Origin of the sequence: Streptomyces durocortorensis, from assembly GCF_031760065.1 — a bacterium.
GTDB lineage: Bacteria > Actinomycetota > Actinomycetes > Streptomycetales > Streptomycetaceae > Streptomyces.
The window spans coordinates 3,295,724-3,321,470 of the sequence record NZ_CP134500.1 but is presented as its reverse complement, the minus strand read 5'-3'; the positions used below and the strand labels follow the sequence as shown (position 1 = coordinate 3,321,470).

General features: G+C 69.3%; 24 protein-coding genes, 1 tRNA gene and 2 pseudogenes. 14 read left to right on the top strand and 13 right to left on the bottom strand.

All coding sequences use genetic code 11. From position 1 onward, the window contains the following. Window positions 1-49: 49 nt before the first annotated feature. The 3 genes and pseudogenes from RI138_RS14615 to RI138_RS14605 form a co-directional block, all read right to left on the bottom strand. Window positions 50-439, bottom strand: a pseudogene (locus RI138_RS14615) (DNA-binding protein); the annotation flags it as partial. Then, complete coding sequence (locus RI138_RS14610) at window positions 436-630, bottom strand: hypothetical protein (RefSeq protein WP_398864279.1); 195 nt, start codon at window positions 628-630, stop codon at window positions 436-438. The pseudogene RI138_RS14615 and the gene RI138_RS14610, both read right to left, overlap by 4 nt. 84 nt (window positions 631-714) lie before the next feature. Continuing rightward, window positions 715-1,185, bottom strand: coding sequence for a hypothetical protein (locus tag RI138_RS14605; protein WP_311120264.1), 471 nt, complete (start codon window positions 1,183-1,185; stop codon window positions 715-717). Here RI138_RS14605 and RI138_RS14600 point away from each other — a divergent pair. The 3 genes and pseudogenes from RI138_RS14600 to RI138_RS14590 all read left to right on the top strand — a co-directional run. After that, window positions 1,162-2,004 (top strand): NAD(P)-dependent oxidoreductase, encoded by an 843-nt coding sequence (locus RI138_RS14600; protein ID WP_311120263.1) that lies wholly within the window; start codon window positions 1,162-1,164, stop codon window positions 2,002-2,004. The two genes, RI138_RS14605 and RI138_RS14600, sit on opposite strands and share 24 nt — an antisense overlap. A 1,080-nt stretch (window positions 2,005-3,084) precedes the next feature. Continuing rightward, entirely contained in the window at window positions 3,085-4,857 is a 1,773-nt protein-coding gene (locus tag RI138_RS14595) for a M14 family zinc carboxypeptidase (protein ID WP_311120262.1), read from the top strand. Between the two features lie 198 nt (window positions 4,858-5,055). Then, window positions 5,056-5,859: pseudogene (locus RI138_RS14590) on the top strand (tyrosine-type recombinase/integrase); the annotation flags it as partial. Between the two features lie 184 nt (window positions 5,860-6,043). Here the strand turns inward: RI138_RS14590 and RI138_RS14585 are convergent. The 3 genes from RI138_RS14585 to RI138_RS14575 all read right to left on the bottom strand — a co-directional run bounded on the left by RI138_RS14585 (window position 6,044) and on the right by RI138_RS14575 (window position 7,716). Next, a complete protein-coding gene (locus RI138_RS14585; RefSeq protein ID WP_311120261.1) occupies window positions 6,044-6,550 on the bottom strand; it encodes a zinc finger domain-containing protein in 507 nt (168 codons plus the stop codon). Between the two features lie 36 nt (window positions 6,551-6,586). Further along, on the bottom strand, window positions 6,587-7,234 hold the full coding sequence (locus RI138_RS14580) for a hypothetical protein (protein ID WP_311120260.1): 648 nt from the start codon (window positions 7,232-7,234) through the stop codon (window positions 6,587-6,589). Between the two features lie 408 nt (window positions 7,235-7,642). Beyond that, a tRNA-Gly gene (locus tag RI138_RS14575) sits at window positions 7,643-7,716 on the bottom strand. Window positions 7,717-8,213: 497 nt separating this feature from the next. Between RI138_RS14575 and dcd the strand changes: the two genes are divergently transcribed. Continuing rightward, complete coding sequence (gene dcd / locus RI138_RS14570) at window positions 8,214-8,789, top strand: dCTP deaminase (RefSeq protein WP_096630676.1); 576 nt, start codon at window positions 8,214-8,216, stop codon at window positions 8,787-8,789. 6 nt (window positions 8,790-8,795) lie between these two features. Continuing rightward, a complete protein-coding gene (locus RI138_RS14565) occupies window positions 8,796-9,296 on the top strand; it encodes a phosphoribosyltransferase (protein ID WP_096630678.1) in 501 nt (166 codons plus the stop codon). Window positions 9,297-9,390: 94 nt separating this feature from the next. Here RI138_RS14565 and RI138_RS14560 read toward each other — a convergent pair whose 3' ends face one another. The 4 genes from RI138_RS14560 to RI138_RS14545 all read right to left on the bottom strand — a co-directional run bounded on the left by RI138_RS14560 (window position 9,391) and on the right by RI138_RS14545 (window position 15,194). Next, entirely contained in the window at window positions 9,391-10,356 is a 966-nt protein-coding gene (locus tag RI138_RS14560) for a Yip1 family protein (RefSeq protein WP_311120259.1), read from the bottom strand. A gap of 128 nt (window positions 10,357-10,484) precedes the next feature. Further along, window positions 10,485-11,657 (bottom strand): FG-GAP repeat domain-containing protein, encoded by a 1,173-nt coding sequence (locus tag RI138_RS14555; protein ID WP_311120258.1) that lies wholly within the window; start codon window positions 11,655-11,657, stop codon window positions 10,485-10,487. A gap of 245 nt (window positions 11,658-11,902) precedes the next feature. Beyond that, on the bottom strand, window positions 11,903-14,185 hold the full coding sequence (locus RI138_RS14550; RefSeq protein ID WP_311120257.1) for a heterodisulfide reductase-related iron-sulfur binding cluster: 2,283 nt from the start codon (window positions 14,183-14,185) through the stop codon (window positions 11,903-11,905). A gap of 148 nt (window positions 14,186-14,333) precedes the next feature. Further along, window positions 14,334-15,194 (bottom strand): sugar transferase, encoded by an 861-nt coding sequence (locus tag RI138_RS14545; RefSeq protein WP_398862998.1) that lies wholly within the window; start codon window positions 15,192-15,194, stop codon window positions 14,334-14,336. Window positions 15,195-15,497: 303 nt separating this feature from the next. Between RI138_RS14545 and dnaK the strand changes: the two genes are divergently transcribed. From dnaK to RI138_RS14515, 6 genes are all read left to right on the top strand, one after another. After that, window positions 15,498-17,363 (top strand): molecular chaperone DnaK, encoded by a 1,866-nt coding sequence (dnaK, locus tag RI138_RS14540; RefSeq protein ID WP_311120256.1) that lies wholly within the window; start codon window positions 15,498-15,500, stop codon window positions 17,361-17,363. Further along, a complete protein-coding gene (gene grpE / locus RI138_RS14535; protein WP_096622698.1) occupies window positions 17,360-18,010 on the top strand; it encodes a nucleotide exchange factor GrpE in 651 nt (216 codons plus the stop codon). Before dnaK ends, grpE begins: the two co-directional genes overlap by 4 nt. Before the next feature lie 96 nt (window positions 18,011-18,106). Further along, entirely contained in the window at window positions 18,107-19,297 is a 1,191-nt protein-coding gene (dnaJ, locus tag RI138_RS14530) for a molecular chaperone DnaJ (protein WP_311120255.1), read from the top strand. Between the two features lies 1 nt (window position 19,298). After that, window positions 19,299-19,751: a heat shock protein transcriptional repressor HspR gene (locus RI138_RS14525; RefSeq protein WP_096622702.1), complete on the top strand. Its 453-nt coding sequence runs from the start codon at window positions 19,299-19,301 to the stop codon at window positions 19,749-19,751. A 241-nt stretch (window positions 19,752-19,992) separates the two neighbouring features. Beyond that, window positions 19,993-20,325, top strand: a complete 333-nt coding sequence (locus RI138_RS14520; RefSeq protein ID WP_311120254.1) for a hypothetical protein — start codon at window positions 19,993-19,995, stop codon at window positions 20,323-20,325. Further along, window positions 20,304-20,558 (top strand): hypothetical protein, encoded by a 255-nt coding sequence (locus tag RI138_RS14515; protein ID WP_311120253.1) that lies wholly within the window; start codon window positions 20,304-20,306, stop codon window positions 20,556-20,558. The genes RI138_RS14520 and RI138_RS14515 overlap by 22 nt, the downstream gene beginning before the upstream one ends. 18 nt (window positions 20,559-20,576) lie before the next feature. Here RI138_RS14515 and RI138_RS14510 read toward each other — a convergent pair whose 3' ends face one another. Further along, a complete protein-coding gene (locus RI138_RS14510; RefSeq protein WP_096622704.1) occupies window positions 20,577-21,569 on the bottom strand; it encodes a helix-turn-helix transcriptional regulator in 993 nt (330 codons plus the stop codon). Window positions 21,570-21,739: 170 nt separating this feature from the next. On the opposite strand from RI138_RS14510, the gene RI138_RS14505 reads away from it, so the two are divergent. Continuing rightward, window positions 21,740-22,078 (top strand): helix-turn-helix domain-containing protein, encoded by a 339-nt coding sequence (locus RI138_RS14505; RefSeq protein ID WP_311120252.1) that lies wholly within the window; start codon window positions 21,740-21,742, stop codon window positions 22,076-22,078. Between the two features lie 136 nt (window positions 22,079-22,214). Here RI138_RS14505 and RI138_RS14500 read toward each other — a convergent pair whose 3' ends face one another. Continuing rightward, a complete protein-coding gene (locus RI138_RS14500; protein WP_096622706.1) occupies window positions 22,215-22,748 on the bottom strand; it encodes a hypothetical protein in 534 nt (177 codons plus the stop codon). Between the two features lie 119 nt (window positions 22,749-22,867). Next, window positions 22,868-24,664, bottom strand: coding sequence for an ABC transporter ATP-binding protein (locus RI138_RS14495; RefSeq protein ID WP_311120251.1), 1,797 nt, complete (start codon window positions 24,662-24,664; stop codon window positions 22,868-22,870). 193 nt (window positions 24,665-24,857) lie between these two features. Between RI138_RS14495 and lxmA the strand changes: the two genes are divergently transcribed. Continuing rightward, on the top strand, window positions 24,858-25,073 hold the full coding sequence (gene lxmA, locus RI138_RS14490) for a lexapeptide family class V lantibiotic (RefSeq protein WP_096622710.1): 216 nt from the start codon (window positions 24,858-24,860) through the stop codon (window positions 25,071-25,073). A gap of 95 nt (window positions 25,074-25,168) precedes the next feature. Further along, the gene (locus RI138_RS14485) at window positions 25,169-25,747 is read left to right on the top strand and encodes a flavoprotein (protein WP_311120250.1); all 579 of its coding nucleotides are present in this window, start codon (window positions 25,169-25,171) and stop codon (window positions 25,745-25,747) included.

Sequence of the window (25,747 nt, the reverse complement as noted above, 5' to 3'; positions counted from 1 at the left end):
GCGCAACGGACCCCGCCAAGGTGTGTGCTCCTGGTGGGCCGACGGGGCGGAGGGGGATGATGCGGATTTCGCAGAGCTTGGTCATCTCGTTGCTGCCGGGCGTCGGTGAAGCGACCGGTCTCGGCTGGCGGAGCGCGACCTCGGTGACCGCGGCGTCGATGGCGTACGTGTGGCCGTGCAGTCCGGCGCCTTTGAGTAGTTCCGCCGCCTTGGCCGCCTGCTCGGTGATCGGTTCCACCTTGACGCGGGGCAGAGCCCAGTTCAGGCGAGGCGTGTTGGTGCGGGAGTGGCTGACTTCCACGGTGGTGTTCGCCCTGATCACGAGGTCGGCTCCCATGTCATGGAAAACCTGCAGCATCGCGAGGAGCTTGCGGTCCTGCGCTATCCAGACGGACAGCCCTTCAGAGTCCAGGACGACGGTCTCGATGCGCTCGCTCACGCGGCGTCCGCGCCTTTGGAGGAGGCGGCGGAGCCGAAGACCTTCGCCCGGGCCTCCTCGTCGCTGAACTGCCCGTGTTCTTCCTCGTGGCGTCGAAGGGCGTCGCCCAAGAGCTGGCGCCTGATCTGGCCGGGTACGGCTTCCGCCACCTGGTCGCTGGGGAGCGTGACGGTGATGCGAGTCAGACCCAGGCAAGAAGTAGCCCACACGCCTGAACAGGGCCCCGCCCGCAGTTTCTCCGCGGGCGGGGGCCCTGTGTTCGTTCGTCGGCGGTGTCAGCGGGCGTCGGTGGGCGGGTCCTCGCCATCCGCCGGCCCGGTCCGGTCGGCGCCCTCCGACACGGACCACGCGATCGCGAAGCCGAGGGCCGCCACGAGGGCATAGGAGAGGGACGCGCCCCCGGCGCTCATCATGCTGTCCGAGCCCTTGGTAGGGAACCAGAACTCGGCCGTCGGGCCGTCGGCGACGAACGCCACGAGTGCCGCGACGGCGAGCCCCGAGAACCCGAGCGCGGGAACGCTGCAGACCAGCATCCATTTCCATCGCCGCTTCACGACACCTCCCTGTAGGTAGGGCCGTATGGTACGGCCGGGGACGGGCCGGCCGAAAAGCCAGAGGGTGAGGAGGTCGGCCGTGGTCGGCGTGAATCCGCAGGCGTCGAGGTCGAGGTAGAACGGCCGCAGTTCGTCCTCGAAGTCGACGCACACCGCCGGAGGCAGCCAGTGATCACCGTGACCGTCCTCCACCCTGGAACCATGGGCGCGGCGATCACCGCCGAAATCGTCGCCGGCGGCCATGAGGCGCTGTCGGTGACCAAGGGCCGCAGCGAGAACACCTGGGTCCGAGGGAGAGAGGCCGGTGCCACGGCGTACGACTCGCTCGCGGAGGCGCTGTCCAGAAGCGCGGTCGTTCTCTCGGTCTGCCCACCACAGGCGGCGGAGGACGTCGCGGCGGCGGTGGCAGCGCACGGCTTCGCGGGGGTGTACGCCGACGTCAACGCCATCAGCCCTCAACGCGTACGGCGCATCGCTGACGAGACCCGCCCTGGCTCCGCAGTTGTCGACGGTGCCGTTTTCGGTCAGCCGCCAGGCCAGGGGCGTGCCACACGGCTCTATCTCGCAGGGGCCGACTCTGCCGTCGAGCTGGTGGCGTCGCTGTTCACGGACTCTGCGCTGCACGTGTGCCGCGTCGGGGACACAGTCGGTTCCGCTTCCGCGCTGAAGATGGCCTTCTCCAGCTACCAGAAGGCCGCCCGCACCCTCGCCGGAATCGCTCACGCGCTCGCCGACGCCCATGGAGTCGGTGACCAGCTCACAGCCGAAGCCGAGGTCATGATCTCCGCGATCCTCTCCGATCCGGAGTATCTGCCGAGTGTTGCAGCCCGAGCCTGGCGCTGGGCACCTGAGATGGAAGAGGTCGCCGCTAGTCTCCGCGCGTCTGATCTGCCCACGGACATGGCCGAGGCCACGGCTCGGGTGCTCGCCCTCTGGGGGCAAGACAAAGACCAGTACGACCTGACGGTCGTGCATGTCCTCTCCCAGCTCCGGTCAGAAATGAGCCGCTGATTCGTTCACGCCGAGGGAACGCGACGCCTGGACAGGTCCCCAGACAACAAACAAGGCCCTGGTCTCCGACCAGGGCCTTCATCATGGAGCGGGTGACGAGAATCGAACTCGCGCTCTGAGCTTGGGAATCCCATGATCTGGGGATGGATTCGCGCAGGTCAGATGCGTCGAGCAGGCAACGGGGGTGTGATTGCTGGTGCTGGGATCACACTCCTACTGACCGCTGCTGACCGTTCCCACCGGTGCGGTAGTGGTGAGAGCGGGTGGAGGCCCGCGCCCGCGAGGGGGTCCGCGCCCGCCCACCTGTCCCGCTCGTTCGAGCTGGCCGCACCACACCGCAGGGCGCGACCAGAGCCTCGATGCACACCGCATGGCCTCCGGGGTCTCCGGCGCTTCCAGTGCCTCGCGCGAGTAGACGCACTGGTAGGACACCCCGGCCGCCAGCCGGTTGAGTTCGAGGTCGTCGAGGCTGCCCGAGCCACCGCCGATGTACCGCCGGCGCAGGGCGGGCGTTGACGGAGCTGACCTCGTCCCGCGCCTGGAGCTGGGCGCGGGCCACCGCAGCGATCACCGCGTCCTCGCCCTCCAGCAGTTCGACGACGGAAACGCCCCACCGGGGGCGTCCGGACCCGGCGCGAGGCTGGCCCGCCAGCTCCTCGACGTCCGACCACATCCGGGCGAACTCACCGCGCTGATGCTCGATCAGTGGCGCCGGGACGCCGAGAAGCTCGCCCAGCTCCTTCGTCGTCGCCCGGTTCAGATCGAGCAGGGCGAGGTACGCGTCGTTCTCGGCAGGGCCGAAACCGATCGGTTCTCACAGGAACATGTGTACCTTCTGGCGCCGACGGGACCGTCGGGCGCGCCCGGACGCCGGGTTGGCACTCCAGCCACCGTCAAGAGTGTGTTTCAGCCTTCCGCGCCGGTCGGATGGCGTGGGAATCGGACATTGTCCGGGATCGCAGGCACCGGCGCATTCACAGATCCGACAGCTCTGGCTAATCATGTCCATGACTACAGTCGCCAGCACCACCTCGTCATACGGCGGTAACCGACCGCTACCCCCCACTGAATGAGGTTCACGTGCGTAGAAAAACGACCTTCTGGCTGGTTGCGGCCGCCACGACGGCCGCGCTGGCGGTCGGCACCGGCTACGGTGCCGCTGCCCCGCCACCCGACAACCCCGCATCGGCGCAGGACGAACGCCCCTACGTCTACCGCGTCCACGACGGATCACACGCGGCGGACAGCAAGCTCGCCGGCTTCGACCTGATCGAAGACCGCGAGGGCGACGACCTGTTCGTCCTCGGCGACGCCGGCACCGCCGAGGACCTCAGGGCCGCCGGACTGGCGGCCACCGTCGAGCAGCGGCTGAGCCCAGCCCCCTGGGGGCCGCCCAAGCGCAGTGGCCAGGCCCCGCGGCTGACCGCGAAGGTCGCCGAGGAGACCTACTACGGCGGCTATCGCACCGTCAACGCCCAGTACGCCCACCTGGACCAGGTCGCCTCCGACCACTCCGGCCTGGCCACCGTCTTCGATGTCGGCGACTCCTGGCGCAAGGCCACCGGCCGGCCGAACGGCTACGACCTCAAAGCCATATGCATCACCAAGAAGCAGTCCGGCGACTGCCGGCTGAGCCCGGACTCCTCCAAGCCGCGGTTCCTCGTCCAGGCCCAGGTCCACGCAAGGGAGTTGAGTACCGGCGAGATGGCCTACCGCTGGATCGACTACCTCACCGACGGCTACGGCACCGACCCGACGGCCACCGAGATCCTGGACAACCGGGAGATCTGGGTCGTGCCGATCGGCAACCCCGACGGCGTCGACATGGTCCAGCAGGGCTTCACGGGCGGGCCCAGCGGGCAGCAGTGGCACCGCAAGAACGCCAACCACAGCCACAGCAGCGGCTGCTCCGAGGGCTCCTACGGCGGTGAGGGCATCGACCTCAACCGCAACAACGGCAGCCACTGGGGCGGCGCCGGTACCAGCTCCAACCCGTGCTCCAAGGTCTACAAGGGCCCCTCCGCGGACTCCGAGACCGAGACCCAGGCCCTCCACGCCCTCTACCGCGACCTGTTCCCGGACACCCGCCCCGCCGGTGACAACGCCCCTGCCGACTCCGACACCCAGGGCATGTTCGTCACCCTGCACAGCTACTCCAACATGGTGCTGTTCCCCTGGGGATTCAACTCCTCCATCGACACCGGCAACGACGCCGCGCTGCGCACCATGGCCAAGGACATGGCGAACCTGGCGGGCGGCTGGCAGTACGGCCAGCCCGGCGAGATCCTCTACAACGCCAGCGGCAGCCACGACGACTGGGCCTACGACGACCTCGGTGTGCCCAGCTTCACCTGGGAGGTCGGCCCCTCCGGCGGCACCTGTGGCGGCTTCCACCCCAGCTACTCCTGCCAGGACACGTTCTGGAACCAGGTCAAGCCCATGCTGGTCTACGCGGCGGAGCACGCCGAGAACCCCTACGGGGGCGGCACCACACCCCCGCCCTCGGAGTGCAGCGCCACCAACGGGACGAACGTCGCCATCCCCGACAACGGCCCAGCCGTCACCAGCAGCATCGAGATCTCGGGCTGCACCGGCAACGCGTCGGACGCCAGCACCGTCGAGGTCCACGTCGAGCACACCTGGCGCGGTGACCTCGTCGTCGACCTGATCGCCCCCGACGGCACCGTCTACGCGCTGAAGAGCGCCAGCGGCGGGGACAGCGCCGACGACATCCACGAGACCTACACGGCCGACCTGTCCGGCGAGGCGCCCAACGGCACGTGGTCGCTCCGCGTCCAGGACACCGCCCGGTACGACACGGGCACCCTCGACACCTGGACTCTCTCCCTCTGACTCGGCCACCCGCCCGGCTCCGGCACACCATGCCGGACCCGGGCGGCACGCGACGTCAGAGCACAGGTGCGGGCTCCGCCGAAGCGGTGGGCGCCATGGAGCGTTTCGCGTTTGAGGGTCGTGTTGAAGGACTCGGCGAGTGCGTTGTCCGCGCTCGTACCAAAATTGCATCCCTCGCAACACTCTTCACCGCGAAAGCCCGGTGTGCGCACCTGGCGGGCCGAGCGGCTGGAGGCAACCGGCACGACGACCGTTGCCAAGCCGTACCGCCTCCTCAAGGCCATCATGGAGACGGCCGCCGGCGACGAGCTGATCCGCCGCAACCCTTGCCGCATCAGGGGCGCCGGCAGCGAGAGGGCCAAGGAACGCCCCACCGCCACCGTCGAACAGGTAGACGCGCTCGCGGACGCCATGGGCCCCAGGTGGCGGCTGATGGTGTACTTCGGCGCCTACGAGCCGATGCGTCCGGAGGAGCAGGCGGCGCTGCGGCGGCCCGACGTCACGCTCGAACCGCTCGCGGCCAGGATTAGCGACGCCGCGCCGGAGCTGACCACGGGCCGCCGAGTCGAGGGCGACACGAAGTCGACCGCCGGACGCCGAACCGTCTTCCTCCCGGCCTTCTTGCACATCGAGGTGAAACGCCACCTGGACTGGTACGCGGAGAAGGAGCCCAACGGCCTCCTGTTCGTCGGCGAGCGGGGAGCGCCATTCCGGCGGTCCACCTTCGGCCGCAAGTGGCGCAGGGCCCGCGCCAAGGTGGGCCTGCCGGAGGACTTCCGCTTCTACGACCTCCCCCACACCGGCCACACCTTGTCCACCCAGTCGGGGGCCACGCTCAAGGACACGATGGTTCGCGCCGGCCAGTCCTCGGAGAAGGCGGCGCTGATCTACCAGCACTCCGACGGGGCGCGGCAGCGGGAGGTTGCCGGGGGTATCGATGCGCGGGTGCGGGCTGCCCGAGGCAAGGTAGCGGCTCAACTGAGGCAGGTTCGCGAAGCCTGAAGAGTCGGGGCCGGGACAACAGCAGGCCGTCCCGGCCCCGATACCGGACAGAGCGCAGACGTGCGTTCCCGATCAGTGGCGGTGCCAGGGTCTCTTCTGGAACTTCTCCTGAGTGATCCGAGCCTCGCGGTACGCGACCTCGGACCATTTTCTCCGGCAGGTCGCGAATCGGATCATCGAAGGTTCAAGCACGCTGGGGTCGGCGGGTGCCGTAAGCCTGATGGTACGGCAGTTCCGCGTCGGTGACCCTGAGGAAGTGCGGGGCTCGAACCCGCCCGCCAGATGTGTGGCAGGCATCGCCGATTCGTGCTCCGCAGGCACGGCAGTCCCAGTCCAGAGCTTCCTTGATGCCCTGCGCCTTGATCTCCTGCAGCACGGCGGTCTGTTCCGCCCACCATGTCCTTCGAACAGATTCGTCGGCGGGGGAGTCCGCTTGCCGTTTCCGGAAGGCCGCCTGCCGATTGGGATCCGCGAGGGGACCCGTTAGTGGCTTTGTCAGCACGGCGTCTTCAGCGGACCGCTTGTTCGCTTCGGTCTCTGCGTCGAAATCTTCCATCTCCAGGCGGATGTACTGCTCGAAGTCGGCAAGGGTGGCGTCGGGCTGTGACGCGGCGAAAGCGGCGACCTGGACATGAATCATGCGCAGGATGTGCAGCGTCTGCTGATCTTTGTAGTTGGTGAACTTGCCCACGGACGATCCTTCTGGCTGAGATGGGAAGGGGCGGACTCAGTTGGCGAGCAGGGTGTTCTCCAGGCGCTGCACTGCGTCTCCGTGGGGCCGCAGGTGTGGCTGCATCACCCACAGGTCATCGTGGAACGGTTCGAAGCCCAGCGACTGCCATGTCTTCTGCACCACAGCTGTCTCCCTCGCGAGCCTGGCCTTGTCGTCGCGTTCGTCGACTGGGATGTCGATAGGGAACGGGTGAGTGGCCACCAGGGCCGCCGAGTTCGTCGTCCAGCGAAGCAAGCGCCCGATGAGCAGCCGACCGACGCCGCCGAGACCACGCCAAGCGGGAGCAAGCCTGGCTCGATCCATGAGGACCACGTGGGTGCCACCGATCAGACACTCTTCGAACTCGGCATACAGCCCCATGCCCCCCGAGGGGTCGAAAAGCCGGGCGAAGTGCTCGTAACCGGAGCTCCGTGAGTCCAGCGAGTCGTAGATGCGGTGGATCCGCCACAGGTCGAGGGTGAGGTCCGACATCCTGAAGATGGTCAGCTCCTCGCCGTCGTCGCGCGAAGAACGTGACGGCGATACATCTGGCGAGAGGAGCCTTTCGCCCTCCGCGACCTCCTCGTCGTCCATGGGTTCCCACACGGGGAGAACGGCCTTGCAGCTCCACTCCAGCGTTGCGGGGTCATCATCCGCGTCCATGGCCACCAGTGACGCGCTGGAGCTGAAGCGCAATTCGAGGCGGGGCAAGTGAGTCAGAAGGCCGACCTCGATGGGGGGCTGCGGCTGTCATGCTGATAACGCTAGACCGGTGCGGGCGGGTGCTGGGGCCCTTTCCGGGAATGAGCGGCAGGGCCGCTGACCGAGGTGCATTTACTGCGTAACGCATCAGCTTTTTCGCCTTCAAGTTGCGATCAGGCGTGAATCAACGGTGTCCCAGATCACTAGGGATGAGGCGCCGGGCAGAGAGGGGCAGGGCGCGTTCACAAGGGCGGCCAGAGTTGGTCCGTGTAGGGCGTGTCCCCGAGATAGGGCACGCGGAGGGCACGCCACCCCGCGAGGGGTCTAGACAACAAGAAAGCCCCCGGCCGCTGGCCTGGAGCTTTTGAGTGGAGCGGGTGACGAGAATCGAACTCGCGCTCTGAGCTTGGGAAGCTCATGTTCTACCATTAAACTACACCCGCGAAGCATGCCGATGATCACCGGCGCTGCACCGCTCAACACTGTACCCCATGTCAGGCCCCCGGCGGATGAGCCGTGGGGTCTCCTTCTCGTGTGCGCGGGGTGAGGAGTGGGGTGGACGGGGGTGTGGTTGGCGGGAGTTGGGGGCGTAGCGTGGGGAGTCGGAGTGCCGTGTGGGGCGGCGTCCTGTTCATCCCCTAATGTGGCTTTCTCGTCCATATGTGGTTGGGGAAGGGACTTGATGCAGTCGATGGAGCGCACCCTCGTCCGCTGTGCCGAAGGGCACGTTTTCGCTACCTCGTCGTTCCCGATGCAGCAGCTCGGGGCCGACCGGATCGGGCCGGGGCGGTTGATCCGGTGTCCTCGGTGTGCCCGGTTGCGGCAGGCGGTGCCGGTGGCCGTCGAGCGGCGGTAGGGGCGAGGGCAGGAAGAGGTGCGGAGCAGTGCGCGCGGGTGGTCCGGTTGGGGCGGGCTCGCGCGTTCTGCGTATCCTCGGGACGTGCTTCTCTCAGACAAGGACATCCGGGCCGAGATCGACGCCGGCCGAGTCCGTATTGATCCGTACGACCCTTCGATGGTGCAGCCGTCGAGCATCGACGTGCGGCTGGACCGCTACTTCCGGGTGTTCGAGAACCACCGGTACCCGCACATCGACCCGGCGGTGGAACAGCCCGATCTCACCCGCACCGTCGAGCCGGAGGGCGATGAGGCTTTCATCCTGCACCCGGGTGAGTTCGTGCTGGCGTCCACGTACGAGGTGATCTCGCTCCCCGACGATCTGGCCTCGCGGCTGGAGGGCAAGAGCTCGCTCGGGCGGCTCGGGCTGGTGACGCACTCGACGGCCGGGTTCATCGACCCCGGGTTCTCCGGTCACGTGACGCTGGAGCTGTCGAACCTCGCCACGCTGCCGATCAAGCTGTGGCCGGGTATGAAGATCGGGCAGCTGTGCATGTTCCGGCTGACCTCGCCCTCCGAGTTCCCGTACGGCTCCGAGCGGTACGAGTCGCGGTACCAGGGGCAGCGGGGGCCGACGGCCTCGCGGTCGTTCCAGAACTTCCATCGGACCCAGGTGTGATCAACCATGGCTAGTGACGTGCGGGAAAACCTTACTTACGAGGGCTTCGGGCGGGCCGTGCGCGAGCTGGCGCAGGCCGTCGCCGACGACGGCTACGAGCCCGACGTCGTGCTCAGCATCGCGCGCGGCGGGGTCTTCGTCGCGGGCGGGCTCGCCTACGCGCTGGACTGCAAGAACATCCACCTGGTGAACGTGGAGTTCTACACCGGGGTGGGGACCACCTTGGAGATGCCCGTCATGCTGGCGCCCGTGCCCAATGCGATCGACTTCTCCCGGAAGAAGGTTCTGATCGCGGACGACGTCGCCGACACGGGCAAGACGCTCAAGCTCGTCCACGACTTCTGCGTCGAGCACGTCGCCGAGGTGCGCAGCGCCGTCATCTACGAGAAGTCCCACTCCCTCGTGAAGTGCGAGTACGTGTGGAAGAAGACCGATGAGTGGATCAACTTCCCGTGGAGTGTGGAGAAGCCCGTCGTTCGGCGGGACGGGCAGGTCCTCGACGCCTAACGCCTAGGTGTTCTGTCCCTGGGTCTGTCCCGCGCACGCGGCACGAAGAGGCCCCCGGAGCGCTCGCGCTTCGGGGGCCTTCTCGCGTCGTTGCTCAGATCGTGCCCAGCTTGATGATCGACAGCAGCGCGATCAGCTGGATGGCCGACGCCCCCAGCGCCTTCGGCCACGGCAGGTCGTGCGACTTGCTCACCATCGACGTGAACAGTGCCCCGGCCGCCAGCCAGGTCAGCCAGCCCAGGATCTGAACCAGGGCGTTCTCGCCGCCCAGGAAGACGGCGAAGAGGAGGCGCGGCGCGTCCGTGATCGACATGATCAGCATCGACAGGCCCACCGTCGGCTGCCACGCGCCCGTGCCACCCAGCTGGCGGGCCAGGGTGTGGGTCACCGCGCCGAGGACCAGGCCGCCGATGACGAAGCCGACGCCGGTGAAGATGACGTACGGGACGGCCGTCGAGATCGTCGCGTTGATCGCCTCGTCGCGCGCCTGGTCGAAGCCGAACAGCGCGAGCAGGCCGTAGAGGAACGTGACGACCAGCGCCGGGCCCCAGACCGGGTAGTCCCGCATCTGCCAGAACGTCGGGCCGGGGCGCGTCACGATGCCGGTCAGCAGTTCCTTCCAGCGCAGGCGCGGGCCTGCGGGCTGGGCGGGGGCGTGACCGGCGCGGTAGGTGTTGCCGTCGCCGTACGGGTCCTCGTCGACGCGGAACGCCTGTGTGTGGCCCGGGTTGTTGGCGTACGGGTCGTGGGGGGCGGGGTCCGCGTACGGGTCGCCGAAGTACTCCGGCTCGCCGTGGCCGCCGTGCCCCTGTCCGCGGTGCCCGTGCCCCTGTCCGTATCCGGCCCGGCCCTGCGGGGCGTAGCCGCCGTTGTCATACGGGGCGCCCTGCGGGGCTCCGTACGGCGGTGGCGCTGAGCCGCTGCCCGGGCCTCCTGCCGTCGGCCACGGCTGAGCCCCGTACGGCGGCTGCGGTGCCTGCCCTCCGTACGGCTGCTGCCGCTGCTGCGGTTGTTGCGGGGTGCGGTTGTCCCGGCCGCGTCCGATCCTGAATCCAGCCACCCGTCGAACGTACCTGGTCGTCGGGGACGGGGAGTGGGGCCCCGGGGAACCCGTCCGCCATTGCGGCCTAGCTGTGACATCCCCTAGGGGCCGCCGGGAGGCCGGGGGGAGAGGGGGGCAGGGGGAGTTCAGGGGAGGAACAGCGCCGTGGAGAAGGTGACCACGGGGTCCTTCGTGTTACCCGCCGGGTAGAGGGCGATCAGGTCCTGCCGCTCGCCCCGGTACGTCCGCACCACCGTGTCCGTCTTCCTGTCGCCGTCGTAGTCGCCGTGCGCCAGGAGCGTGGTGCGGGTGGTGCCTGTGGTGTGCAGGGGGGCCTTGGGGAGTTTCTCCGTCGCGAACGTGTACGCGCCGCCCGGGCGCACCGGGCCCTTGGCCGAGCCGAGGAGCAGGGTGCCCCGGCCCGCCTGGCCGGGGGCGTGCGGGCGGGTGGTGGCGACGAGGTCGTCGTAGCCGTCCCCGTCCGTGTCCCGCCTGGGCTCGGGGGCGTAGAGGTACGGGCCGCCGTCCGGCAGCAGTTCCGCGCTGCGCGGGGCCCCGGCGCGGGTGAAGGGGCCGTGCAGGAAGGTCACCTGGCCCGCGCCGGTGGTGACCGCGAGGTCGGTCCGGCCGTCGCCGTCGAAGTCGCCGCACACCGGCAGCTCGGGCCACTCGTTGCCGAACCTCGCCTGTTGCGGGATGCGCAGGGTGACCGCCTTGCCGGTGAGGCCCTCGGGCGATCCGAAGAGGAGCTGGAGGGGTACGGGCGGGGCGCCGATGCCGTTGTACGGGGGGTCGGTGGAGACGATCAGGTCCGTGAAACCGTCCCGGTCCAGGTCGCAGGCCGCCTCGGAGTCGAACGCGGCGGGCAGGGTGTCGCCGTACTTCGCAGCGTTCGCGCGGGCGCTCAGCAGCTGGCGGGCGGCCGGGTCCAGGGGGCGGTCGTCGGTGCCGTAGACGATGCCGATGCCCGCGTCGTCGCCGTGGCTGTCCTCGGGGGCCTTCACCAGGCCGTCGATGACCAGGTCGCGGTGGCCGTCGCCGTTGAAGTCGTACGGGACGCGGCTGCCGGTGCCGCGGGGGACGGGGGCGCGGGGGATGCCCGCCCGCGCTTGGGCCCGGGCTTGCGCGTGCGCCTGGGCCTGGGCTTTCGGCGGGGTGTCGCCGTTCTTGTCGCCGGACGGGGTGTCGGCCGTGGACGCGCCTGCGCAGGCCGTGAGCGTCAGCAGCAGGGCCGTGCAGCCCGCGGCGAGGGTGGCGGCGGTGGTCCTGGTCGTGGCCTTCGCCTTCGGGGGCGTGAGGCGCGTGATGCGTCTGCGCACGGGAGGCCTCGTCCGTCGTCGTCCGGTGGTGCGGGTGCTTCCGGCGCGGGCCCGAGGTGCTGGGGGTGCGGCGGATCGTCCGGGGCACATGATGCTCCAGATACGTCGCCGCGTACATGTCCGGACTCACATGCGGCGGTCGTCACGTCCCGGGCGTCCCCGGTACGTGCGGGCTCCGGGCACGGAAAAGCGGCCGGTCCTGCCCCCGAGGCAGGTCCGGCCGCTCATCACGCCGATGCGTTACGTCACTTTGCCGGTTCGGGCTCCGGTGCGTCCACCTGGTCCGGGTCGCCGGTCGGGTCGGTGGGGGTCTTCACGGACTCCAGGAGGAGCTGGGAGACGTCCACGACCTGGATGGACTCCTTGGCCTGGCCGTCGTTCTTCTTGCCGTTGACGGAGTCGGTGAGCATGACGAGGCAGAAGGGGCAGGCGGTGGAGACGATGTCCGGGTTGAGTGCGAGGGCTTCGTCGACGCGTTCGGTGTTGATGCGCTTGCCGATGCGTTCTTCCATCCACATCCGGGCGCCGCCGGCGCCGCAGCAGAAGCCGCGTTCCTTGTGGCGGTGCATTTCCTCGTTGCGGAGGCCGGGGACCTTCGCGATGATCTCGCGGGGCGGGGTGTAGATCTTGTTGTGGCGGCCCAGGTAGCAGGGGTCGTGGTAGGTGATCAGGCCCTCGACCGGGGTCACGGGGATCAGCTTGCCCTCGTCGATGAGGTGCTGGAGCAGCTGGGTGTGGTGGATGACCTCGTACTCGCCGCCGAGCTGGGGGTACTCGTTGGCGATGGTGTTGAAGCAGTGCGGGCAGGTCGCGACGATCTTCTTCGACGCCTTGGGCTTCTTCGTGTCCGGCTCGACGTTGCCCTCGTCGTCGAAGGACTCGCCGTAGGCCATGTTGAGCATGGCCACGTTCTCCTGGCCGAGCTGCTGGAAGAGCGGCTCGTTGCCCAGGCGGCGGGCGGAGTCACCGGTGCACTTCTCGTCGCCGCCCATGATCGCGAACTTGACGCCCGCGATGTGGAGGAGTTCGGCGAAGGCCTTGGTGGTCTTCTTGGCGCGGTCCTCCAGGGCGCCGGCGCAGCCGACCCAGTAGAGGTAGTCGACCTCGGTGAGGTCCTCGACGTCCTTGCCGACGATGGGGACCTCGAAGTCGACTTCCTTGGTCCATTCGACGCGGGCCTTCTTGGCCAGGCCCCAGGGGTTGCCCTTCTTCTCCAGGTTCTTGAGCATCGTGCCCGCTTCGGAGGGGAACGCGGACTCGATCATGACCTGGTAGCGGCGCATGTCGACGATGTGGTCGATGTGCTCGATGTCGACGGGGCACTGCTCGACGCACGCGCCGCAGGTGGTGCAGGACCACAGGACGTCGGGGTCGATGACGCCGTTGTCCTCGGCGGTGCCGATCAGCGGGCGCTCGGCCTCGGCGAGGGCGGCCGCGGGGACGTCCCTGAGCTGTTCCTCGGTGGCTTTCTCGTTGCCTTCCATGTCCTTGCCGCCGCCTGCCAGGAGGTAGGGGGCCTTGGCGTGCGCGTGGTCGCGCAGCGACATGATGAGGAGTTTGGGGGAGAGGGGCTTGCCGGTGTTCCAGGCGGGGCACTGGGACTGGCAGCGGCCGCACTCGGTGCAGGTGGAGAAGTCGAGGATGCCCTTCCAGGAGAACTGCTCGACCTGGGAGACGCCGAAGGTGTCGTCCTCGCCCGGGTCCTCGAAGTCGATCTCCTTGCCGCCCGACGTCATCGGCAGCAGCGCGCCGAGCGCGACATCGCCGTCCGCGTTCCGCTTGAACCAGATGTTCGGGAACCCGAGGAACCGGTGCCAGGCCACACCCATGTTCGTGTTCAGCGAGATGGTGATCGCCCAGACCATCGTCGTACCGAGCTTGATCATCGCGAACAGGTAGACCAGGTTCTGGAGCGTTTCGACGCTCAGCCCCTTGAAGGCCAGGACCAGGGGATACGAGGCGAAGTACGCGGGGTCGTAGCTGTCGACGTGGTGGAGGGCGCCCTCCAGGCCGCGCAGCGCCATGATGGCGGTGCCGATGATGAGGATGACGATCTCGACGAAGTACGCCTGGCCCATCTTGGAGCCCGTGAAGCGCGACTTGCGGCCCGCCCGCGAGGGGAGGTTCAGCTGGCGGATCGCGATCAGCACGATGATGCCGAGGGTCGTGCCGAGCGCGATGAACTCGATGTAGAGCTCGTACGGGAGGAAGCCGCCGATGACCGGCAGCACCCAGTCCGCCTTGAACAGCTGGCCGTACGCCGTGACGATCGTCAGGCCCAGCGTCAGGAAGCCGACGGCGACGAACCAGTGGGCGACGCCCACGACGCCCCAGCGGTTCATCCGCGTGTGGCCGACGAACTCCTTGATCAGGGTGATCGTCCGCTGCTTGGGGTCGTCGGTGCGGCTGCCTGCCGGTACTGCCTGTCCCAGACGGACGAAGCGGTAGATCTGCACGATGGCTCGGGTGATGAGCGCAACGCCGACGACCGTCAGCACCAGCGACACGATGATCGCGGCGAGTTGCATGAGTAGGGCTCCTCGGGCCTGCGAGAGCGGGATCCAGTTACGTACGTGCGACTGCCCACTACTACTAAGCAGTAACTTATTTGGTCTGTGCTGACACTATCCACTTAGTCCACCCGGCTGTAGCCGGGCGGGCGGTGATCTGTGTCGCTCAGGTGTGCCTTGGTTGTGCCTTGGGCTGTGCCCCGGGTGGTGCCGCGGGCGGTGTCCCGGGTGGTGCCTCGGTCGGGCGGGCCTGTCGGAGGGTCGTCCGCAGGGTATTGCGTACGGCCTCCGTCAGGATCGCCAGGTCGAGTACTACTCCATGGTGCTCTGCGTAGTGCTGGTCCAGCAGGGCGGGGTCGTCCCACGGCATGCCCGAGCGGGCCCGCACCTGGGCCAGGCCGGTCAGTCCCGGTCGCAGCTCCTGCCGCCACTGCCGGGCCCCGGGGTGCGCGGACCGGGGGTCGCCCGGGGCCAGCGGGGCGGGGCCGACGAGGGCGAGGTCGCCCCTTACGACATGGGGGAGCCGGGAGAGCAGGTCCAGCCGGAGCCGTCGGGTGCGCAGGCTGCGGAGCTCGAAGACCCTGCCGTCCAGACCGGTCCGGGGGCGGCGGTCCCAGGCGCCGCCCGGGGTGCGCCGGGCGGTCAGGGCGAGGGCGCCGACGGCTACGGCGGGGGCGGTCAGGGCCAGCAGGGCGGTGCCGAGGGTCAGGTCCAGCAGCCGTTCTGCCGTCGTGCGGGGGGCGAGGCGGTCCGCCAGGCGTTCCGCCCGGTCCAGGAGGCCGGTCAGGTGGGCGGCGGGGCGCGAGGGGAAGTGGCCGCGCGCTGTTGCCGGGTTCGAGCGGGTGGCGGCGGGAGGGGCGGCGGGGCTGGTGGCCGGTGTGCGGGGGGCGGCCGGTGGCGGTGTGGTTTCCGTGGGGCGGGGCTGTGGTGGCACCGGTGCCTGTGTGCGTACGGGGTTCTGCCCCTGCCTCCTCCGCTTCTCCTTCTGCCTGTTCTGCCGTACGCGCCGCTTCCTCGCGTTCTGCATCGCGCCCACCCGGGGTTCGAGGTTCGATGGTGTGACGATCCACGGTGAAACCTGCCGGTCGGGGACGGTTGTGACCGTCTCGCGGCATTTTGTGACAGAACGATCCCATGGTGGGACGGTGGGGTGCGGGGTGTGCGAGGGGTGTGGCGTGCGCGGGTGTGTCCGTGGGGCGGGAGCGGGGGCGATGTGTGGTCCGGATAAGCACTTAAGTTGAGCCCGCCCGACTCAGGTCTGTTGACTAGGGGGCGGGTGTCATGCATTCTTGAGTCAGATCCACTCAAGTAGTCAGTTGGAGGAATTGAAATGGCACGTGCGGTCGGCATCGACCTGGGCACGACTAACTCCGTCGTCAGCGTTCTCGAAGGCGGCGAGCCCACCGTCATCACCAACGCCGAAGGCGCCAGGACCACGCCGTCCGTCGTCGCCTTCGCCAAGAACGGCGAGGTGCTCGTCGGCGAGGTCGCCAAGCGCCAGGCGGTCACCAACGTCGACAGGACCATCCGCTCCGTCAAGCGCCACATGGGCACTGACTGGAAGATCGACCTGGACGGCAAGAGCTTCAACCCGCAGCAGATGAGCGCCTTCATCCTGCAGAAGCTGAAGCGCGACGCCGAGTCGTACCTGGGCGAGAAGGTGACCGACGCGGTCATCACCGTCCCGGCGTACTTCAACGACTCCGAGCGTCAGGCGACCAAGGAGGCCGGTGAGATCGCGGGCCTCAACGTCCTGCGCATCGTCAACGAGCCGACCGCCGCCGCCCTGGCGTACGGCCTGGACAAGGACGACCAGACGATCCTCGTCTTCGACCTCGGTGGCGGCACTTTCGACGTGTCCCTCCTGGAGATCGGTGACGGCGTCGTCGAGGTGAAGGCCACCAACGGTGACAACCACCTCGGTGGTGACGACTGGGACCAGCGTGTCGTCGACTACCTGGTGAAGCAGTTCGCCAACGGGCACGGCGTGGACCTGTCCAAGGACAAGATGGCTCTCCAGCGTCTCCGTGAGGCTGCGGAGAAGGCGAAGATCGAGCTCTCGTCCTCGACCGAGACCACGATCAACCTGCCCTACATCACGGCGTCCGCCGAGGGCCCGCTGCACCTGGACGAGAAGCTCACGCGCTCGCAGTTCCAGCAGCTGACCTCGGACCTCCTGGACCGCTGCAAGACCCCGTTCCACAACGTCATCAAGGACGCGGGCATCCAGCTCTCCGAGATCGACCACGTCGTTCTCGTCGGTGGCTCCACCCGTATGCCCGCCGTCGCCGAGCTCGTCAAGGAGCTGACCGGCGGCCAGGAGGCCAACAAGGGTGTGAACCCGGACGAGGTCGTCGCCATCGGCGCCTCGCTCCAGGCCGGTGTCCTCAAGGGCGAGGTCAAGGACGTCCTGCTCCTCGATGTCACCCCGCTCTCCCTCGGCATCGAGACCAAGGGAGGGATCATGACCAAGCTCATCGAGCGCAACACCACGATCCCGACCAAGCGTTCCGAGATCTTCACGACGGCCGAGGACAACCAGCCCTCCGTGCAGATCCAGGTCTACCAGGGCGAGCGCGAGATCGCGGCGTACAACAAGAAGCTCGGAATGTTCGAGCTGACCGGTCTGCCGCCGGCCCCGCGCGGCGTGCCGCAGATCGAGGTCGCCTTCGACATCGACGCCAACGGCATCATGCACGTCGCTGCCAAGGACCTCGGCACCGGCAAGGAGCAGAAGATGACCGTCACCGGTGGCTCCTCGCTGCCGAAGGACGAGGTCAACCGGATGCGTGAAGAGGCCGAGAAGTACGCCGAGGAGGACCACGCCCGCCGCGAGGCCGCCGAGTCCCGCAACCAGGGCGAGCAGCTCGTCTACCAGACGGAGAAGTTCCTCAAGGACAACGAGGACAAGGTCCCCGGTGACGTGAAGACGGAGGTGGAGACCGCTGTCGGCGAGCTGAAGGAGAAGCTCAAGGGCGAGGACACCGCCGAGATCCGTACGGCCACCGAGAAGGTCGCCGCCGTCTCCCAGAAGCTGGGCCAGGCGATGTACGCCAACGCTCAGGCCGAGGGCGCGACCCCGGGTGCCGGGGCCCCGGGCGACGGCCAGGCCAAGGCCGCCGACGACGACGTCGTCGACGCCGAGATCGTGGACGACGAGAAGGACACCAAGGACACCAAGGGCGGTGCGGCGTGACCGAGGAGACTCCGGGCTTCGAGGAGAAGCCCGACGTCCCCTCCGGCGCCACCCCTGATGACGCCGAGCCGAAGGCCGCCGCTCCCTCCGAGGAGGAGGCGGCGGCCCCGGCCGGGGACACCGACCAGACCGTCGGCCTGACCGCACAGCTGGACCAGGTCCGTACGGCGCTCGGCGAGCGCACCGCGGACCTCCAGCGGCTCCAGGCCGAGTACCAGAACTACCGCCGTCGTGTGGAGCGGGACCGGGTCACGGTCAAGGAGATCGCCGTCGCGAACCTCCTGTCCGAGCTCCTCCCCGTGCTCGACGACGTCGGCCGCGCACGGGAGCACGGCGAGCTGCTCGGCGGCTTCAAGTCGGTCGCCGAATCGCTGGAGACGGTCGTCGCGAAGCTGGGCCTCCAGCAGTTCGGCAAGGAGGGCGAGCCCTTCGACCCGACGATCCACGAGGCTCTGATGCACAGCTACGCGCCGGACGTCACCGAGACGACCTGCGTGGCGATCCTTCAGCCGGGGTATCGCATCGGCGAGCGCACCATCCGCCCCGCGCGGGTGGCCGTCGCCGAGCCGCAGCCGGGCGCCACGCCCGCCGCGGCCAAGGAAGAGAAGACAGACGACGAGGAGAGCGGTGGCACCGAGGAGGTCTGACGGCAACGCGTCTGACCACCAGGGTGCACACCGACCGGCCCGGCGGTCGGCCCACGGGCCGACCGCTCGGCCGATCGTCCGGAAGGAGGGACGTCGATGAGCACGAAGGACTTCGTCGAGAAGGACTACTACAAGGTCCTCGGCGTCCCCAAGGACGCCACCGACGCCGAGATCAAGAAGGCGTACCGCAAGCTCGCCCGGGAGAACCACCCCGACGCCAACAAGGGTGACGCCAAGGCGGAGGAGCGCTTCAAGGAGATCTCCGAGGCGAACGACGTCCTCGGCGACGCCAAGCGGCGCAAGGAGTACGACGAGGCGCGCGCCCTCTTCGGCAACGGTGGCTTCCGCGCCGGTCCCGGTGGTGCCGGCGGCAACTTCAACTTCGACCTGGGCGACCTCTTCGGCGGGGGCGCACCGGGCGGCGGACAGGGCGGCGCGGGCGGCGGCTTCGGCGGCGGGGGCGGTCTCGGAGACGTCTTCGGCGGGCTGTTCAACCGCGGCGGCACGGGCAGCCGTGTCCAACCGCGGCGCGGCCAGGACGTCGAGTCCGAGGTGACGCTCAGCTTCACCGAGGCGGTCGACGGGGCCACAGTCCCGCTGCGGATGTCCAGCCAGGCGCCCTGCAAGGCGTGTTCCGGCACCGGTGACAAGAACGGCACCCCCAGGGTCTGCCCGACCTGCGTCGGCACCGGCCAGGTCTCGCGCGGCAGCGGCGGCGGTTTCTCGCTCACCGACCCCTGTGTGGACTGCAAGGGCCGGGGCCTCATCGCCCAGGACCCCTGCGAGGTCTGCAAGGGCAGCGGCCGGGCGAAGTCGGCCCGGACCATGCAGGTCAGGATTCCGGCGGGCGTCTCCGACGGCCAGCGGATCAGGCTGCGCGGCAAGGGCGGCCCGGGCGAGCGCGGCGGTCCGGCGGGCGACCTGTACGTCGTCGTGCACGTCGGCGCCCACCCGGTCTTCGGCCGCAAGGGCGACAATCTCACGGTCACCGTGCCCGTCACGTATCCGGAGGCGACGCTCGGCGGCGAGGTCAAGGTCCCCACCCTCGGCGGCCCCCCGGTCACCCTGAAGCTTCCCCCGGGCACCCCCAACGGGCGTACGATGCGCGCCCGGGGCAAGGGCGCGGTGCGCAAGGACGGCACCCGCGGCGACCTCCTGGTCACCGTGGAGGTCGCGGTCCCCACCTCCCTCGGCCAGGAGGCCAGGGACGCGCTGGAGGCCTACCGGAAGGCGACCGCGGACGAGGACCCGCGGGCGGAACTGTTCCAGGCCGCGAAGGGAGCTTGAGATGGACGGCCGTCGACGCAATCCGTACCAGCTGACCGATGAATCGCCGGTGTACGTGATCTCGGTGGCGGCCCAGCTCTCGGGCCTGCACCCGCAGACACTGCGACAGTACGACCGCCTCGGCCTGGTCTCCCCGGACCGTACGGCCGGGCGCGGTCGGCGATACTCGGCCCGTGACATCGAGCTGCTGCGCACGGTGCAGCAGCTGTCGCAGGACGAGGGCATCAACCTCGCGGGTATCAAGCGGATCATCGAGCTGGAGAACCAGGTGGCCGCGCTCCAGCAGCGCGTCGCCGAGCTCTCGGCGGCGGTGGACGGCGCGGCGGTCGCCATGCAGCAGCGTGAGGCCCAGGTGCACGCCTCGTACCGCCGCGATCTGGTGCCGTACCAGGACGTGCAGCAGACCAGCGCGCTGGTGGTCTGGCGGCCCAAGCCGAAGCGGTCCGCGGAGTAGGGCGGCGGGGCACCGGGGGGTACATACGACGACGGCCGGGCCGGGAGAACACCAGATGTTCTCCCGGCCCGGCCGTCGTCGTATGTCCGCGGCGTCGCACGGCTGGCACCAAGTGGCCGGGGCGCATGCAGCAAGTTGACAGTGATCGCCGCCTGGTCCGGCCCGCCCCGCTGGCAAGCTGACATACGTCGGCGGACGAAGCCGGCGAGACACATGACGCAGTGAGTACGGGGAGGAAGAGATGGGTGTCTACGCGTTCACCGGGAGGATGGTCGGTGCGGGAGGACTGCTCCTGGCGCTGGTCGTCGGAGCGGCCGCCGCACCGGCCCACGCGAGCGCCGGAGCCGGGACGGTCGCCGCGTCCGGGACCGCCGCGCCGCTGTTGACCGGGGCCGGGGCCGGGGGCAGTGCCGGTGCCGGTGCCGGTGCTGGGGTCGGTACGGCTTCGGAGGCGGTGTCGGACGTGGTGTCGAGGGTCACCTCGGCGGTCTCCCGAGTGCTCTGCGGCGCACCGCTGCCGAAGCCGGTCGGACCGTTCATGGGCAAGGTGAAGTGCGTCAACGGCTGGCAGTAGAGGACCCGGTGGAGATCACGGCGGTCCGTGTCTCCACCGACGCCGCGCCCGCCGGCACCGCGGTGCTCCGGCTCATCGGGATGCTGCCCGCGCACTGGGACTGCGGCCAGCGCATCGAGGAGGACCGGATCACCGTCCTGGTGCGCGGCGGCGTGCGGGACGCGCGGGAGCGGTGCGCCGAGGCACTGCGGGACCGGGCCCTGGAGGGGTGGGTGCTGGAGGGGAGCGGGTAGGGCCTTGCCTCTCCCGTCTCAGATCCAGCCCTTCTCGCGGGCCAGCAGGGCAGCGTGCGGGCGGCTGGTCGCGTCCAGGATGCGGAGCACGTCGGCGACATGGCGGCGGTACGTCCGTACCGAGATGTCCAGGTTCCGTGCGCCCGTCTCGTCCTTGGCGACCCGGCACATCTCCTCCATGACGCGCTGCTCCATCTCGGACAGCACGCCCGAGGGCGCGGGGTGGGTGTCGATCAGGGCGGAGAGGTCAGTGGACTCGGTCCAGATCTTCTCGAACAGGGCCAGGATGTTGGAGACCAGCCCGGCCTGCTGGGTGACCAGCGCGCCGCGCGAGGTGTCCGAGGGATCGACGGGCACCAGGGCCGTACGGCGGTCGTACACGAGGATCCGCTCGGACAGCTTGTCCGCGGCCCGGATCGACGCGCCCTGCGCGGTGAGTTCGCGGAGGTAGGCCACGGTGGGCGGGTGGTCGAGTGCTTCCCGCAGCACCACGCTGCGGATCTGCACGCCCCGGCGTAGACACCGGGTGTCCAACGGGCGGGCGTGCGCGATGTTCTCGGGGGTGAGTGCTGTGTACGGCTCGACGGAAAGGATCTCCTGGCGGGCGAAGAAGGCCAGGTCATCGATCCGGTCGCGGATCTGGCGGAGCACTTCGAGCCGCTCCACGCCCTGCGTGGCGAGGGGCCGGGCCTGCTGCTCGGCGGTCAGCTCGGCGACCAGATGCCGGGACCTGGTGACCTGGTGGAGCTGTTCGTGCAGCTCGCGCAGCCGTATCTCCGTGAGGCGCTCGACCGCGGTCTCCGGATCGGCCGCCGAGACACCGCCGTGCCCGTCGGTCCGCAGCAGGCCCAGCTCGGCCAGCCGGGCGAGGGCCTTCTCCACCTCTTCGCGCGGGCTGTGGAGGAGGACGCCGATGTCCTCGGTGCTGGTGCCCGGATTGCGCAGGAAGTGCCGGTAGGCGCGTTCCTCCGTGGTGTTGAGGCCGAGTATGGACAGGCTTCCGTCGTTCACTGCTGCCGCTCCCCCGCGTGCCGCACGACAACCGACGGTGCTGCCGCATCGGTCAAATGCCGCGCAACCGTCGAACTGATGAGGGAGAGGGTAATGCAAAGGTAAAGCAGCAGGTAGTCCCTGCCGGCCGGGTGGCGGGCGCGGGACGGGGGACAGTGGACGATCAAAGGATGGAGACTGCTGTGACGGCGATGGCTGACGAACGGATGACGGTCGACGAACGGATGACTGCCGGCGGGCGGATGGCTGCCGATGGGCGGGCGATGGCCGGTGGGCGGCAGGTGATGGACTTCGCCGCGCTCACCGAACGCGAGCTGGAAGTGCTCGTACTGCTGGCGAGCGGCGAGCAGAACCGCTGGCTGGCCCGGAGACTCGGCATCACGGAACGTACGGTTCGGGCCCACACGTCGAGCATCGTGCGCAAGCTGAACCTGAAGTCGCGGTTCGAGGCCGCGATCGTGTCGTACCTGCATGCCGAGGACATCAGGAGGGCTGCGTCCGTGACCTGACGCCACGACCTGACGCCACGACCTGACGCCACGACCTGACGCCGCGACATGTGCGCACGTCGAGGCGCGCAAGCCGAAGTCCCCTGCCGGAAGTCTTGCTTCCGGCAGGGGACTTCGGTCGTTCACGGGCCCGCCCCTACGGCAGGGCCGCGCTGATCGCGTCCACCGCCATCATCCACATCGGCTGACCGCCGGTGCCGAACGCCGCCGACAGCGCGTAGCCGATGGCCGCGTCGAGGGGTTCGGGGGTGCCGGCGTCCTCCTGCCACTCGGCTATCACCCGGCGGTCTCCGTCCGAGGAGAAGTCCCCGAGGTGCTTGCCGTCGCGGGTCAGCCGGCTGAACGGGATCGAGTTCGGGACGAGCCGGTAGTGGATGCCCGCGTGACGGACGTCGACCCGGTACGTCTGCCGCCGGAGCTTCCCCTTGCCGGGCTTGATCGTCGCGGCCTCGCCATCCACCGTGATCGTGAGGTGCCGGGGGTCGCGGGTGCCGATGACGATGTGGTCGTCGACCTCCGCCTCGGGGGCGCGGACGATGGTGATGGTGGGAATCCGCTCGCCGCTGACGACGAGCTTCTCCCGCTGTTCGCCGAGAAGTTCGACGGAGATCTCCCCGTAGTGGTCGTCCTCGGTCGAGGCGGGCAGGGGGAGGGGGGTGGTGTCGGTCATCTGGATCCTTGAATCCTTCGGTCGTGCGATCGTGCTGAGGGGGGTGTTCGCAGGGCGTCAGTGACGTACGGGACTGGCGTACGGGAATTCTCGCAGGCGCGGCGGTGCTCCGGCGCAGTTCAGCGCATCGTCGCAGCAGTCTCCGGGGCTGCCGTGGCGACCGCCGGGGCCGTGGTCAACTGCGTCGCGGTGAGGTCCTGGTAGAGGGCGCTCCGCTCCAGCAGCTCCTCGTGCCGTCCGTAGTCGCTGACCCGGCCGTTCTCGAACAGCACCAGCCGGTCCGCCGTGGTGACCGTCGAGAGCCGATGGGCGATGAGCAGCACCGTGCAGTCCCGTGCGGCCTCCTCCACCGTTCTGCGCAGGGCGGTCTCGCTGAGCCCGTCGAGGTGCGCGGTGACCTCGTCGAGGAGCAGGACCTGCGGGCGGCGCAGCAACGCCCTCGCGATGGCGAGGCGTTGGCGTTCTCCGCCGGAGAGGGCGAGGCCGCGGGCGCCGACCGCCGTGTCGAGCCCGTCCGGGAGCGAGGCGACGAAGCCGTCGAGCAGGGTCCGGCGGAGCACGTCGGCGACGGCTTCGTCGCTCGCGTCCGGTGCGGAGTAGAGGAGGTTCTCCCGGAGCGTGCCCGCCAGCATCGGGGAATCCTGCTCGACGTATGCGATCCGGCGGCGGAGTTCGGCCCGGCCGAGTGAGCGGATGTCGGTGTCGTCAAGGAGGATGCGGCCGTCGTCGGTGTCGTAGAACCGCTGGATCAGGCTGAACACCGTGGTCTTGCCGGAGCCGGACGGGCCGACGATCGCGGTGACCTTCCCCGCCGGTGCGACGAAGCCCGTGCCGTTCAGGACGGGCGTACGCCCCTCGTAGGCGAAGGTCAGCCCGTCGACCGTGACGCGGGGCGGCGGGCCGGAGGGCGCCGACGGCGTACCGTCCACGTCGTCCTCCGCCGCCATGGACCGCACCTCCTCGATCCGGGCCAGGGCGCCGAGCCCCTGCTGGAGGGCGGTGGTGCCGCCGACCAGGGAGAGGACCGGGCCGCCCAGGTTGAACAGGTAGAGCAGGAAGCCGATCAGCGCGGCCAGTTCGAGGGTGCCCATGGCGACCAGCGCACCGCCGAAGCCGATGACGGCGAGGAACGACGCCTGGACGATCAGCCCGGCCAGTACGGCGATCAGCGCGTGGTAGCGGGCGCCCTTGAGGCCCGCCCGGTAGGCGCGTTCGGCGGCCTGGGTCGCCCGCTCGGTCTCCTTCGCCTCGCCGCCGTTGGCCTTCACGGTGCGGGCCGCGCCGAGCGAGCGGTCGAGTGCCGCGCCGATCTCGCCGACGGAGGTCTGTGCCTCGGTGGTGACCCGCTTGATACGGGGCATGACGACGCCCATCGCGATGCCGACGACCACCAGCACGGCGGAGGTGATGCCGAGCAGCGGCAGGCTGACGATGCCCATCAGCACGATCGTGGCCAGCAGGTGGATCGACCCGTCGACGAGCTGGATGAGACCGCCCGTCGCCGCGTGCTGCACGAGCGTGCTGTCGGAGGTGACGCGCGTGGTCAGTCCGCCCGGCTCGGTACGGTCCAACTCGGCCGTGCGCAGGCGTATGAGGCGCGCGATCAGGCCGCGGCGGACCTGGAGCACGACGCGTTCGGCGGTCCGCTCGCTGAGCCAGGCCTGTAGCCAGGTCAGCCCGATGGAGGCGAGCAGCAGGCCGAAGAGCAGGAGGATGTCCTCCCGCAGCCCTCCGCCCGTCATGAGCTTCGCCAGCACCGACTGGATGACCAGCGGCTGGGCCAGACCGGCGGCGCTGCCCATCAGGGTCAGGGCCAGCACGGTGAGGAGGATGCCGCGGTGCGGACGCGCGTACGAGAGCAGTGCCCGCAGCGCGGGCCGCTCCGCCGGAGACTGTTCTGCGTCAGGTGTGTTCACACCCGTAGTTCTATCCCCTTCTACCTGTGCGGGGAACTGTCGTTTGCGGCAATGCCGTAAGAGCCAATGGTGCGGGCCTCACCGTGTGGGTCAACATTCTTTCTGTCCGCAACGGACACCGGGAAGCCGGGCATCACCGAGATGGCCGGGAATACCGGGCGTAAATCCCCTTTCGCCTATGGAGGCAACTCTCATGCAGAACGTCACCGAGAAGGACCTGTTCGACGGCTACACCGCCTACACCTCCGCCGAGGAGCTCGGCCTGCACGACGGCAAGGAGGCCGCGCCGGCGTTCAGCCCCACCATCCCGTGGGCCATCCGCGCCACGATCATCAGCGCGCGTTCCTCGCAGCAGTGCGCCGCCGCTCTCGGCTCGCTCGCCGCGAAGACCGTCGAGAACAAGTGCTGACCAGGCTCTCTTCGCTGTGAGCCGCGGGGTCCGGCCGGACGTGCCATGGGCACGCTCCGGCCGGACCCCGGCCCCCAACGCGCACAGGAGGCGTCGTGGAGGAACAGCAACGGGACTTCGAGCGCATCCTCGTCGTGGGGACGGGGGCCCTCGGCGTCGCCTTCCTGCCGTTCTGGATCAACTGGCTCGGGAACTCCTTTCCCGATACGGAGAAACGGGTCGCGCTGACCCGCTCCGCATGCCGATTCGTGTCACCGGACGCGGTGGCCGTACTCTCCGGGAAAGAAGTATTCATCGACGACTGGAACGCTTTTTCCGGCGTCGACGTACCCCATGTGAGCCTCGCGGAATGGGCGGATCTGATTCTCGTCCATCCCGCCACTCTGAATTTCGTCGGCCGATTCGCCCTCGGCGTCGCCGACACCCCGCTCATGGTCGCCCTGCACACCACCCGCGCCCTGGTCGGCGTCGCCCCGTCGCTGCCGCCCGGTGCGCTCGGGAGCCCGGTCGTCCAGGGGCACCTGGCCGCCCTGCGCGAGCGCCCCGGTGTGGTGCTCGCCCCGACGATCCCCGCGCGGAGCGCGAGTACCGGAGAGGTGGAGGACGGTGGCTCCGCGCCGCTGAACGAGCTGTACGACCTGTGCGTCGCGCGCCGGAAGGAGGGTGCGCTGTGA

Bases quoted from the DNA above. Each gene is read 5' to 3' on its own strand.
- RI138_RS14525 (WP_096622702.1), top strand. From the start codon at position 19,299: ATGGACGGCCGTCGACGCAATCCGTACCAGCTGACCGATGAATCGCCG.
- dnaJ (WP_311120255.1), top strand. From the start codon at position 18,107: ATGAGCACGAAGGACTTCGTCGAGAAGGACTACTACAAGGTCCTCGGC.
- RI138_RS14580 (WP_311120260.1), bottom strand. From the start codon at position 7,234: ATGGACGCGGATGATGACCCCGCAACGCTGGAGTGGAGCTGCAAGGCC.
- RI138_RS14505 (WP_311120252.1), top strand. From the start codon at position 21,740: ATGGAGACTGCTGTGACGGCGATGGCTGACGAACGGATGACGGTCGAC.
- dnaK (WP_311120256.1), top strand. From the start codon at position 15,498: ATGGCACGTGCGGTCGGCATCGACCTGGGCACGACTAACTCCGTCGTC.
- RI138_RS14565 (WP_096630678.1), top strand. From the start codon at position 8,796: ATGGCTAGTGACGTGCGGGAAAACCTTACTTACGAGGGCTTCGGGCGG.
- RI138_RS14500 (WP_096622706.1), bottom strand. From the start codon at position 22,748: ATGACCGACACCACCCCCCTCCCCCTGCCCGCCTCGACCGAGGACGAC.
- lxmA (WP_096622710.1), top strand. From the start codon at position 24,858: ATGCAGAACGTCACCGAGAAGGACCTGTTCGACGGCTACACCGCCTAC.
- RI138_RS14545 (WP_398862998.1), bottom strand. From the start codon at position 15,194: ATGCAGAACGCGAGGAAGCGGCGCGTACGGCAGAACAGGCAGAAGGAG.
- RI138_RS14520 (WP_311120254.1), top strand. From the start codon at position 19,993: ATGGGTGTCTACGCGTTCACCGGGAGGATGGTCGGTGCGGGAGGACTG.
- RI138_RS14550 (WP_311120257.1), bottom strand. From the start codon at position 14,185: ATGCAACTCGCCGCGATCATCGTGTCGCTGGTGCTGACGGTCGTCGGC.